General features: G+C 69.2%; 6 protein-coding genes. 4 read left to right on the top strand and 2 right to left on the bottom strand.

Translation table 11 applies throughout. The annotated features are described in order from the left end of the window. Window positions 1-13: 13 nt before the first annotated feature. Both ABZT93_RS01445 and ABZT93_RS01450 read right to left on the bottom strand, forming a co-directional pair. Window positions 14-4,342 (bottom strand): choice-of-anchor D domain-containing protein, encoded by a 4,329-nt coding sequence (locus ABZT93_RS01445; RefSeq protein WP_356097173.1) that lies wholly within the window; start codon window positions 4,340-4,342, stop codon window positions 14-16. A 275-nt stretch (window positions 4,343-4,617) separates the two neighbouring features. After that, the gene (locus ABZT93_RS01450) at window positions 4,618-5,826 is read right to left on the bottom strand and encodes a glycosyl hydrolase family 28-related protein (protein WP_356097176.1); all 1,209 of its coding nucleotides are present in this window, start codon (window positions 5,824-5,826) and stop codon (window positions 4,618-4,620) included. Between the two features lie 317 nt (window positions 5,827-6,143). Between ABZT93_RS01450 and ABZT93_RS01455 the strand changes: the two genes are divergently transcribed. Genes ABZT93_RS01455 through ABZT93_RS01470 form a run of 4 tightly spaced genes read left to right on the top strand, consistent with a single transcriptional unit; the run spans window position 6,144 to window position 11,945 of the window. Beyond that, window positions 6,144-7,751 (top strand): glycosyltransferase family 2 protein, encoded by a 1,608-nt coding sequence (locus ABZT93_RS01455; protein WP_356097179.1) that lies wholly within the window; start codon window positions 6,144-6,146, stop codon window positions 7,749-7,751. After that, complete coding sequence (locus ABZT93_RS01460; RefSeq protein WP_356097181.1) at window positions 7,748-8,755, top strand: glycosyl hydrolase; 1,008 nt, start codon at window positions 7,748-7,750, stop codon at window positions 8,753-8,755. Before ABZT93_RS01455 ends, ABZT93_RS01460 begins: the two co-directional genes overlap by 4 nt. Further along, window positions 8,752-10,407 carry a hypothetical protein gene (locus tag ABZT93_RS01465; RefSeq protein WP_356097183.1) on the top strand — a complete coding sequence of 552 codons (1,656 nt, stop codon included), beginning with the start codon at window positions 8,752-8,754 and terminating at the stop codon, window positions 10,405-10,407. The genes ABZT93_RS01460 and ABZT93_RS01465 overlap by 4 nt, the downstream gene beginning before the upstream one ends. After that, entirely contained in the window at window positions 10,404-11,945 is a 1,542-nt protein-coding gene (locus ABZT93_RS01470) for a glycosyltransferase family 39 protein (protein WP_356097185.1), read from the top strand. The genes ABZT93_RS01465 and ABZT93_RS01470 overlap by 4 nt, the downstream gene beginning before the upstream one ends. Window positions 11,946-11,973: the final 28 nt, after the last annotated feature.

Consider the following 11,973-nt stretch of genomic DNA (forward strand, 5'->3'; position numbering starts at 1 on the left):
GTCGCGGTCGGGCTCACTGCCTGACGGTGAAGTACTGCCAGGCGCCCCAGGTGCTCAGGTTGGTGTCGTCCCTACTGCTGTGGATGTACTCCGCGGCGATGCGGAACCTGCTGTTGACGGACCGGGTGAGAGCCATCTGGTGGCGGCCGGCGCTGGCGGAACTGAGGGCTGAGCAGGGAGTGGTGGTCTGCGTGTGCCAGGCGCCGCTGTAGTACCGCTGCACTCGGAACTTGATGCACTGGCCGGCCTTGTTGGGTGTGACCGTGGCGTCGAGTTGCTCCTTGGTGGTGTGGTGATACACCCGGTAGAGCGTGCTGCCGTAGTACGTGTTCGTGTAGTAACCGGACAGCTTCTCCGAGATCCGCACGTAGGAGTGCACCGTTCGGGCGGAGGTCTTGGGGGCGTACCGGTAGTCGCCGGCGAACACCGCGCTGAACGTGGTGTTGCGGGTGAGCTTGTAGGACCCGGTCAGGTTGCCGTGGGAGTCCACCGTGCCCGACTTCACCAGGACCGACGTGCCGCCGAACGGCTTGGCGTAGATCGCCACCGTACGGCTGTTGTACGTCGTGCCGAGGTGAGCGGTGATCTTCGCGGACTGGCCGTAGGCGTACGTCGAGTGGTCGGTGGTGATGGTCACGGACGCCGACGCCCGGGACACCTGAGTGGTGCCGGTGCTGCTGCCCGGCTTGTGTGAGATGTCGCCGCCGTAGGCCACCTTGTAGGTGTTGGCGCCGCCGATCTGCGGGGTGTCCGCGAACGTGAACGAGCCGTTCGCGGCGACCTCCGCGTCGGGAAGTGCGATGCCGGACGGGTGGGCGAGGTCGGTCTTCGTCACCTTGACGACCCCACCGGTGGCGAAGGGGGAGCCGGAGAGCGTGCCGGACACGGTCAGCTTCTGCGCGCGGGTGGCCGTGGCCGGGGCCACGACACTGATCGTGGTGGCCAGCTTGGACACCTGGATCAGGCTCGTCGTGCTCGCCGTCGCGTGGTTCGCGTCCCCCGCGTAGCTCGCGGCGTAGGTGTAGGTGTCCTCCGTCGGCGGGGTGTCGGTGAAGGTGAAGGAGCCGTCCGCCTGCGTCGTCACATCGGGCAGCGCTGTCCCGTTCCGCGTGATGTGCGCGACCTGGCCCGCGGGCAGCGCCGCGGACGAGGTCAGGGTGCCGGTGACGGTCAGCGGACGGCCCGGGACGCCCGTGCTCGGGGCGGTGAGGTGGAGCGAGGTGGCCGCAGGCGGCCCCTCGCTGACGACCGGGCCGCTCACCGTCTGCAGGTCGGAGCTGTCGCCGGTGGCACCGGAGAAGGCCAGGAGCGCGGTGGACGTCAGCGTTGGTGTCGCGTCCATCACCTGCGCCCCGTCGATCCAGACGTACAGATGGCCGGCGGCCACCTGGATGTCGACCTGATGCGTGCCCTGGCGCAGGGAGGTGCCGAGTGGGACCAGCGACTGGTAGTCGATCACCGACGAGCCGGCCGAACTGCGGCCGACGCCCACGAAGTTCTGCACCTTGAGCGTGTTGTTCCAGCCGGTGGCGAGCGCGATCACCGTGCCGGGCCGCCCCGCGATGCCGAGGCCGTCACCGGTGCCGCCCAGTGCCGAGGCGGAGTTCTGGGCCGGGTCGAGCAGGCTGAGCGTCATGCCCTTCCCGCCGGTGCCGGGGCCGAACTTCGTGGTGAAGGTGGCCCGCAGACCGTCGGTGCGCAACGGCTCGGTGTACACCGCCGTGCCCGCCTGATTGCTGGTGGCCGGAGTCAGCTGCACCCCGCCGCCGTCAGCGGGCACCGCCGAGCCGTTGGTCTGCCACCGCCCGTCGTTCGCCGAGGTGGTCGTGGCGGTGCCGGTACCGGTGCCCTTGACCGGGACGTACATGGCGCCCTGGCTGTTGCCGTTCGCGTCGGTGCCGGTACCCGTGACCTCGTAGAAGGCGCTCAGATCCGCGGCCGAGCGCGGAGTGAACGTCACGCTCTGCACCGCGGTCTGCTCAGGACCGATGATCAGGCCCTCCGACAGCTGCACCGGGCTGTTGAAGTCACCCGTCGGCGCCTTGGCCTTCGTCACCGTCACCGGGATGTTGCCGGTGTTGGTGATGGTGAACGACAGCGACCTGGAGCTGCCGATCGGTACCTGGCCGAAGTCCAGGGAACTCGGGGAGAACTCCAGGTGCCCCTGTCCCGTGATGGCCGTCGCGCTGACCGGCACGCTCAGCGTGTGCGAGCCGCCGCCGCTGCTGCTGCTGACCACGAGCGCGTCGCTGTCGACCTGGTCGTCGGTCGGCGTGTAGGTGACCGAGAGCACGAACGAGCCACCGGCCGGTACGACCGTGCCCGCGCTCGGCAACCCCGAGGTGGAGAAGACGCCGCCGGGCGAGTCGACCGAGTCGATGGTCTCCGGTTCGGTACCGGTGTTGGTGATCTGGAGGTTCAGCGTCGAGGAGCTGCCGGTGGGTACTTCTCCGAAGTCCAGGGCGGCGGGGGCCGCCCCGAGGCCGGGCCTGGTGCCGACACCGTGGAGGGCGAAGACCAGTTTCTGGCCGTCCGACAGGTTCGCGGTCAGCGTGCCGTTGATGCCGCCGGTGGCGGTGGGGGCGAAGCTGATCGGTACGTCCAGGGTGGCGTCCGCCGCCAGTGCCGTGGGGTGCTCGGGGGTGGGTACGGCGGACGGGGCGACCGAGAACGCCCCGGAGGCCTTGAGCCCGGTGATGCTGACGTCCTGCGTGGCGGTCAGCTTCATGTCGGCCGCATCACTGCTGCCCACACCGACCTGGCCGAAGTCCAGCGAGGCCGCGGTCAGTGCGGTCCTGGCCGGGCTGCCGAACCCGTAGAGCACACCGTCCCGGGTGCCGACGTACACCTTGCCGCGCTCGGCGGTCGGTGTGCTGAACTTCGTCGCGGTGCCGATCGGTGCGGACCACAGCAACTGGAGACGGCCGTTGCCGTCGGGGGTGGGGCTGTAGGCGCGCAGAGTGCCGTCGGCCCCGGAGGCGTTGGTCGCGGAGGTCATCCATACCAGGGCACTGGACTCGTCCATGCCGTCGGACGTGACCAGGGGAGAGCCGCTGGTGTAGCCGAAGGTGTCCTGGCTCTGGCCGGTGAGGGTGAGCGCGGGTGTACCGCCGTTGCGCACGCCGTACTTGAGCGCGCGCAGCGGGCCCTGGTTGCCGACGACGTAGACATAGCCACCGTCGCCGCCCCAGAACGCGGGGTGTCCCCACATGCCCTGGTAGGGGCCGGACTTGCTCACCGCGGCGTCGCCGCCCTGGGGGCCCTGGCCCATGCCGCCGAGGTTGTCGCGGTCGAGCAGGAACACCCGCCCGTCCTTGCCCTGCTGGACCAGCAGATGGGGGTGCTCGGCGGTACCGAAGCCGTCCGGCAGCGCCATCGGGGCGCCCGAGGAGACGTCCTGGTCGGTCAGGTCCAGGGTCGCGGCGTTGCTGGGGCTGAAGAAGTCGGCGGTGCTGAGGCTGTTGTCCGCGTTGACCTGGAGGCGTACGACGGACTCGGCGAGGGTGCCCTGAACGGTCTTGCCGGGCCCGGGCGCCGGGCTGATGCCGTTGCCGGTGCTGAAGAAGATCCGGCCGGACCCGTCCGAGACCAGTCCGCCGCCGGACTGCCAGATGCCGGCGCCGCCCGTGCTGGCACCGGTCACCGCGGCCCACATCGAGGTGATGCTGTGTCCGGTGGTGCTCACGCCGACCACATAGCCGCGGTACGGCCACGCGTCACAGTGGCCGCCGAAGCCCGCGTAGACGACGCCGTCCATCAACAGCAGGCCGGGGCGCTGCTGTTCGTAGTAGGCGTCGAACTTGTTGCCCGGGTCGTTGAGGGGGCTTCCGGCGATGGTGACCGGCCACCCGGCACGCTCGGCTCCGGAGGCCGGGTCCACCGCGTGCATCAGCCACTTCGGGTGGCGGTGCGTGGAGGTGCCGTCGTCGACCTTGGTGGTGAAGTAGAGGGAGCCGGTGGCGGAGTCGTAGACGGGGGTCGCGGTCGCGCCCACGTTGGGCACCAGGTCACCACAGCCGATCGCGGAGGCCGGCCACGCCGGTCCGTAGTTCTTGCTCCACTGGATCGCACCGGTCGTGCGGTCGAGACCGTACAGGGTGTTGCTCTCGGTGACCGCGATCACCTGGTCGCCCAGCACCAGCGGCTGGGCGTATATCTGCCCGTCCAGTTTGGTGGCGAAGAGCCGGCCGAAGGCGGACGACTGGACGACCGCCGGGGAGAGCCCTGGCTCGTTCCGGTCCCAGTTGGTGCGCAGGTTGTCGACGCCCTGGGTGCCCTGGTCGGCCTGGGCCGAGGACGCCACCAAGCCGATCGTCGTGCCGATCAGTGCCGCAGTGGCCACGGCCACGATGGAGAGCAGCCACGTGCGCCGCCGGCCGCGGTGACGCCCACCGCGTGCGGGCGTGGAAAACCCGGGCAAATCGGAACCCCCCTCTGATGTCCGTGCCCGGAACGGTCACAGGTACGGCACAAACGTGAAGACTGAGTGGTTGTTCTTATCACCAGTTGGCCCGATTGCGCACTGCGCGGGCGTGCTTCGCGTCAGGATCGTCATCCGTCTCGACGGCGCGGCGCCTTTGCGGCTGAATGTCCGCCCCCGGCAGGGGGCCTGGTCCGTCAGCCGGTGCCTACGAGGGTTCCCTTCACGAACTTCGTGTTGCCGGTGCCGTTCTGCCAGGGGGACAAGACTCCTTGGAGATGGCCCGAGTTGACCACGACGTAGGCCGAGTTGTCGGCCCGGACGCCGTACTGGGGGCTCGCCACCCCTGTTCCGTCGTCGTCCTTGCCGGTGAGGACGACCAGGCCGTCGGCGATGACCTTGCACTGGGAGCTCGCGACACCCAGCCCCGCGTATCCGCCGCCACCGGCCCCGCCGTTCTTGCCGTCCCGGGTGAGATTGGTGGCCGACAGCATGAGGACTCCGGTGGTGTTCGTCGCGTGGACGTACATACCGTGCCAGCCGTTCCGGTCGGTGGAACACGCGACCATCTTGATCACTCCGGGCACGGACTCGATGTCGAATCCGTGCAGCTTCGACCACTCCGCCCGGCAGCTGGTGAAGGAGGAGTTGCCCGCTCCCGACATCCACCAGCCGCAGCCGCCGACGCCCAGGACGTACACGTCGTGGAAGACGGAGTCGGTGGAGTTGTTCAGCACGATGCCGTGGGAGCCGGTCCACAGCACGGAGACGCGGTCGTAGTGCAGGCAGAACGGTGCCTGGGGTCCGCCCGTGGCGTTGAAGTTGTACCAGGTGTTGATGCCGATGCCCGTGACGGAGCGGACATGGACGTCCCGGAGCTGCAGGTGCTGGATCTGCCCGGTCGCGCGGATGCCGTCGATCTCCGCTCCGGAGCGGGGCAGGTCGGAACCGTCGATGGTCAGGGAGAAGATGCGCTGCGCGTTGGCCGGGCGGGAATAGCCCCCCAGTTGCCGGTCCAGGACCTGGACGACGGCGTCTCCCGTGAACGACGGAAGGGGACGGATGCCGACCACCGGGTTCTCGGCGTTCGGCTGGGCCTCACCGGCGGCGTGCGAGCCCTGGAGGGTGACGTACGGGCCTATGCGCAGGGGAGCGCTCGTGCGGTACACCCCCGCCGGGAGGACGGTGACGTTGCCCGGCTGGCAGGCGTCCAGCGCCGCCTGGATCGCCGCGGTGTCGTCGGTGGTCCCGTCCCCCTTGGCGCCGTGGTCCTTGACGTTCACCCATCCCGCGTCCGCGGCCACCGCGGCGGCGTCAGCGGTGGAGACCGCGGTGGCGGACAGGGAGACGCCGCCCACCGCGAGGGCCGATCTGAGGACGGAGCGTCGTGTGTTCGAACCGGTCATGTGGTGCCCCCCTGGGCTGCTCGAAGATCGGCAGCCAGTATCCAGCAGCACAGGGAGGTGACAAGAAGCGCACAAACTGAAGGCATCTGCCCGGGTCGTCCGGATGTGAAACCTGTTGGTTACCCCACTCTTCAACAAAAATAAGGCGCACGGGGGGACTTATCGGTCATAAGTCTCCGCGATGCTCTTACGTCATCCACATCCCTCGGATAACCTTTCCCATCTGGCCCCTTTGTTCGAAAGGGGATCTTTGGGGTGGGGAACACATCGGGCCAACGGCCCGGAGGGTGGGAATGTCATTCATTGACTCTGCCCGCATGTCCGGAGCGACCGGTGCCGGGGGGCATCGATCCACGCGGCGTGGAGGAAAGCGTGGTGCCGAACAGGCGCCCCTGGGGCTTCTGCCCGCGCCGCCCTCGCATGCGGAGAAGTACTCGTACGTCAAGAGGCGCCTGTGGGTGCTGACGCTCGCCTCGATCGTCAGCTTCGGGTGTCTGACCGTCAGCCAAGTGGCGCTGACCAAGGCCAGCCCAGTGATGTGGATCTTCGCGCCGCCGCTGTTCTTCACGGTCGTCTACTACCTCGTGTCGCTGAAGGTGAACGGCTTCACGCGCGACTTCGACTTCGAGTACCACCAGCAGCTCGTGCGTGGCTGGCGGCCCGCGGTCTACCCCAGCGTCGACGTCTTCCTTCCGGTGTGCGGCGAGCCCATCGAGGTGCTCCACAACACCTGGACGCATGTACGGCAGTTGGCCGACCGGTACCCGGGCGTGTGCGTGCCCTTCGTCCTCGACGACGGAGCGAGCCCGGAACTCGCCGCCATGGCCCGGGACTTCGGCTTCCGCTACGGCACCCGTGAGAACCGCGGCTGGTTCAAGAAGGCCGGCAACCTGCACTTCGGGTTCGGCCAGTCCGACGGCAAGTACGTCCTGATCCTCGACGCCGACTTCACGCCGCGCTCCGACCTGCTGGAGGAGCTGCTGCCGTACATGGAGACCGACGAGCGCATCGGGATCGTGCAGTCCCCGCAGTACTTCCGGGTGCTGGACTCGCAGAACTGGATCGAACGCGGCGCCGGTGCGGTGCAGGAGCTGTTCTACCGCTCCGTGCAGGTGTCCCGGCAGAACAGTGACGGCGCCATCTGCGTCGGCTCCTGTGCCATCTACCGGCGGGCCGCGCTGGAGACCAACGGCGGTACGACCCTCATCGAGCACTCCGAGGACGTGCACACCGGGTTCGACCTGCGCGGTCTCGGCTGGGACCTGAAGTACGTGCCGGTCGCGCTGTCCACGGGGGTGTGCCCGGACACCGCCGGAGCCTTCTTCAACCAGCAGTACCGCTGGTGCTCGGGATCGATGTCGCTGCTCGCCAGCAAGAAGTTCTGGGACGCGCCGATACGTTTCTCCAGCCGGCTCTGCTATTTGTCCGGCTTCTTCTACTACATCCACACGGCGCTGTTCACCTTCTTCGCGCCGCTCGTGCCCGTCATGCTGCTGCTCACCAGCCCCGAGATGCTCCAGGTCAAGCACCTGGTCTGGGTGCTGCCCAGCATCGCCTACACCACCCTGGTCTTCCCGATGTGGCACAAGGCGCCGTACCGGCTGGAGGCATGGTCGGCACGGATGATGTACGGCTGGGCGCATGTCTTCGCCATCTGGGACATCCTGCGCAAGCAGCGCATGGGCTGGCAGCCGACCGGCTCCAAGGGCGCGAAGAAGAACAAGACCCGCCGGTTCTGGCTCGGCATGTGGATCTGGAGCGGCGGAACCGCCGTGGTCTGGGTCGGCGCGGCCGTGTACCGGCTGTTCACCGGCTACCCGCCGGACTTCGCTCTCGTCCTGTCCTCCGGGCTGTTCTACGCACTGGTTGTCGCGCGAGCGCTCATCCAGCCCAAGGAACACCACTCGGCAGGTGAACCCGCATGATGCGCAGGACCGCCCTCCCGCTGGGCGCGGCGCTGATATCCCTGGCGGCGGTCGCCGGCTGCGGCGTGCTCGGCGACGACGGCCCCGCCGCGCAGGCCACCAAAGAACCGGCCGCCGGGTCCTCCTCGAAGGCACCGGAGGCGGAACTGCCGTACGACGTGAAACCCCTGCTGCACCCCGACAAGGAGTACTTCGGGGTGGCCCTGGACGGCGCGCCCAGCTCGCTGAAGCCGGTGGACGCCTTCGCCAGGACCGTCGGCAAGAAGCCCAACATGGTCGGCTCGTACTCGTCGTGGGGGGACGGCTTCAACGCCGTGGGCGCTCAGAAGGTCTTCGGTGACGGCGGCATGCTCTACGTGTCGTGGGAGCCGTTCAAGCCCGGACTCGGCAAGATCGCCGACGGCTCGCAGGACGCGTACATCAAGAAGTACGCGGACAGCGTGCGCAAGACGGACGTGCCCGTGGCGATCAGCTTCGGCCACGAGATGAACGGCCACTGGTACCCGTGGGGCACCAAGGACACCACCCCCGAGACCTTCGTGAAGGCGTGGCGGCACATCCACGACGTCTTCCAGGAGGTCGGCGCCACCAACGTGATCTGGGTGTGGAGCCCGAACGTCGTCAACCCGGTCCGTTCCGTGAAACTGAAGCCGTACTGGCCCGGTGACGCGTACGTCGACTGGGTCGGCATCGTCGGCTACTGGACCGAGACCGGCGCGCACACCTTCGACACCCTCTACGGCCCGACCCGCAGCCAGATCGACGCCTTCACCGACAAGCCGGTGCTGATCAGCGAGACCTCGGCCGAGCCCGGAGAGCGGCGGCGCGCCGACGTGCGCGCGCTGCTCGCGGGGGTGAAGGAGGACAAGGACGTCATCGGCTTCCTGTGGTTCAACATCTCCAAGCGGGCCGACTGGCGCATCGAGAGCAGCCCGCTCGCCCTGGCCGAGTTCAAGCGCCTCATCGCCGACGACGACTTCGGATTCGAGGTGCCGCGTTCATGACGACGCAGCAGCAGGACGGCAGTTGGTCGGAGCCCGGCCCGCAACAGGAGTGGCAGCAGCACTACCCGCCCTACACCGAGCAGCAGCCACAGGTCCACAGCGACCAGCAGGGCTACGGACAGCAGCAGACCTACGGTGATCAGCAGCTGTACGCCGGGCAGCCGTACATCCCGCAGCAGCCGACCCACCCGCAGGAGTACTACGCGCGTCCCTACTCGGGCGATTCCGACGCCGAGTACTACGTCCCCGAGTACACCGTCGTCCAACCCGAGCCGGAGCCGGAGCCGGGCTATGTGCTGCCCGAGGTCCCGGTGTCGGCGTGGTCGGTGGACACCGGCCGCTCGGCGTGGATCAGCCGGGGAGCCCTGCTCCTGATCCTTCTCGTGCAGGCCGGGCTGTCCTTCCGGCTCGACGGCAGCGCCTTCCCGCAGGAGGCGAAGTTCCTGATGTCCGACGGCGAACTGTCGGGGCTGGTCGCCCAGCTCGGCCTCGCCGGGGCCCGGGCGCTGAGCCTGGCGTGGGCGCTCGGAGCCACGGCACTGCTGTTCGGCGCCACCCGGCTGCTGTTCAACGCGCGGGCCGGTCTCGCGGCCGCCGCCATGTACTCCGTGCTGGAGTCGACCGCCTTCACCGGCCGGTACGCCTCCCTGCACTCCCTGTCGCTGTTCCTGCTCGCCGCCGCCCTGTGGCTGCTGGCCCGGACCCGGCAGTCCGGCCCCGCGGCCGTACTGCTCGCGGCACCCTTCGCAGCCCTCGCGCCGTTCGCCGCGTACTCGGCCGCCCTGTACCTGCCCACGCTGACCGTGCTCGCCGTACTGACCGCCTACCGCTTCCGCGGCGCCGGCGCCTTCGTGCGGGGCGCGCTGTTCGCGGTGGTCACCGGCGCTCTGTGCTTCGTCGGCGTCCAGCTCGCGGGAATGCCGAGCGGCTGGAACGTCCAGAGCAGGGACAGTGCCGTCGAGCTGCTCAAGGAGAGCGCTCAGTGGGGCGGGGTCGTCCTGCTCGTCGCGGTGATCGGTGCCATCGGCTTCATCCGGCGGGCCCGGATGGGCGAGATGCCGTGGGCCGAGGGCAGCGCGCCGGGCGCGGTCCGGCGGTCCCTGCTGGGCCTGACGATGTGCGCCACCGCCCTGCTCGCTCCGCTCTACCAGGCCTGGCTGGGCAACGGCAGCTCGCTGTACGTCCACGTCGGCTTCGGACTGCTCTTCGCGGTGCCGATGGCGGGCCTCGGCGTCTCACGGATGATGGGCGCGCACTTCCGGTACCCGCAGATCGGCATCATGATCTACGTCGCCGCCCTGGTCATCGGCATGGCCCAGACCGGGGGGCTGTACCGGCCGCCGGACTCGGCCGCCATGATCAGCTCCCTGCGCGAGATCGTGGACACCAAGGGCGCGTACCTGACGGACGACCCGGAGATCTCCGCCTACTACCTCCGGGCGGACACGAAGCCCGCCCAGTGGCACCGGGCCGGGCAGGGCACGGCTCTGACGGCCGAGGTGAAGAAGGGCTCCTACGACGCGATCGTGCTGCGGGCCTCCTCCGTCCCCGAGGCGCTGCGCGGCAACACCGACTACCGGCTGCGCGCCGTGCTGCGGCCCTCCGACAAGGACGGCGGACAGGAGCCGTACCGGATCTGGGTGAAGCGATGACGGCGTACACACCACCGGTCGACGAAACGACCGCCCAGGAACCCGAGGACGATGCGCCCTCCGATCACCGCCGGTCCGCCGACGGTGCCGGCAGGGGCTCGGCGTGGCTCGTCTTTCTGCTGCCGGCGCTGGCCGCGGCCGCCTGCGTGGTGCCGGGGCTCGGCGGGCGCCAGCTGTGGCGCGACGAGCACGCGACCTGGTGGGCGTCCACGATCTCGTGGCACGACCTCGGACGGCTGATCGGCAGCATCGACGTCGTGATCGCGCCCTACTACGCGGTCATGCACCTGTGGATCGACGTGGCCGGGGACTCGGCGGCGATGCTGCGGCTGCCGGAGGCGCTCGCCATGGCGGTCTCGGCCGGGCTGGTCGGGCTGCTGGGGCGCCGGATGTTCGCGGTGCGCACCGGCGTGCTGGCCGGACTGCTGTTCGCGGTGGTGCCGATGATCACCCGGTACGGCCAGGAGGCCCGGCCCTACGCCTTCGCGACGATGTTCGCGCTGCTGGCCACGCTGTGGCTCATCCGGGCGCTGGACCGGCCGAGCCTGCGCAACTGGGCGCTGTACGGGCTCGCCATCGCGGCCACGGGATTCAGCCACCTGGTGGCCATGGCGGTGCTCGCCGGGCATGTGTGGCTCGTCTTCCTGGCCAAGAAGCGCGGCGACCGCATCGCCCACTACGCGTTCGCCGGCGCGGCCATGCTGGGACTGTCCATCACCTTCCCGATGGTGGCGCAGGGCACCGGGCAGAGCGGCCAGATCGCCTGGAACGTCACCACGACCAAGGACCTGACCCAGTTCCCGGACACCCTGTTCGGCTCGTGGATCACCGGCGGAGCCGTGATGGCCCTCGGCGTGGTCGGCCTGCTGCTGGCCGGGCGGTACTCGGTGCTGCTCGCCGCCTGGGCCGTGCTGCCGCCGGTGCTCACCTTCGTGACCGCCAACCAGTTGCACCTCTTCCTGCCGCGGTACCTGCTGTTCACCATCCCGGCCTGGACGCTGCTGGTGGCCGCCGTGCTCACCCGGCTCGTCGGCAGGCTCGACCCGGACGCCCGACGGGGGACCGGCGCCCAGGTGCTGAGCGGGCTGCTGGTCGCGGTGGTGGCGGCCGGATACGCCTTCGTGGCGTGGCCGGCCATCGGCGACGCCAAGAAGGACCTGCCGACGGAACCGGACTTCCGGGCCGCGGCGAACGTCGTCGCGGCGGGTGAGAAGTCCGGTGACGGGATGATCTTCAACGGCGGGATGTCGGAGCGCCGGGCCATGGCGTACGAACTGCGGGACCGCAAGGCCCCCAAGGACGTGCTCATGGAGTACACCCCGCAGCAGAACGGGTCCTACGGTGCCACCGAGTGCCGCAAGCCGGCGAGCTGCCTCAAGGGCACCGACCGGCTGTGGCTGGTCTCCACCATCAGCGACGGGCGACCGCTGCTCACCGGCATGAACGAGAAGACCTCGGCGGCGATCGAGAAGTCCTTCAAGGCCGGTCGCACGGTGAAGCTGAACCACATCGTGGTGCAAGTTCTCGAGCGCAAGTAGCGGCCGACACGGAGTTGTGAAGGAGGCC

Source organism: Streptomyces sp. NPDC005303, assembly GCF_040607335.1.
GTDB lineage: Bacteria > Actinomycetota > Actinomycetes > Streptomycetales > Streptomycetaceae > Streptomyces.

Bases quoted from the DNA above. Each gene is read 5' to 3' on its own strand.
- ABZT93_RS01460 (WP_356097181.1), top strand. From the start codon at position 7,748: ATGATGCGCAGGACCGCCCTCCCGCTGGGCGCGGCGCTGATATCCCTG.
- ABZT93_RS01455 (WP_356097179.1), top strand. From the start codon at position 6,144: ATGTCCGGAGCGACCGGTGCCGGGGGGCATCGATCCACGCGGCGTGGA.
- ABZT93_RS01470 (WP_356097185.1), top strand. From the start codon at position 10,404: ATGACGGCGTACACACCACCGGTCGACGAAACGACCGCCCAGGAACCC.
- ABZT93_RS01450 (WP_356097176.1), bottom strand. From the start codon at position 5,826: ATGACCGGTTCGAACACACGACGCTCCGTCCTCAGATCGGCCCTCGCG.
- ABZT93_RS01465 (WP_356097183.1), top strand. From the start codon at position 8,752: ATGACGACGCAGCAGCAGGACGGCAGTTGGTCGGAGCCCGGCCCGCAA.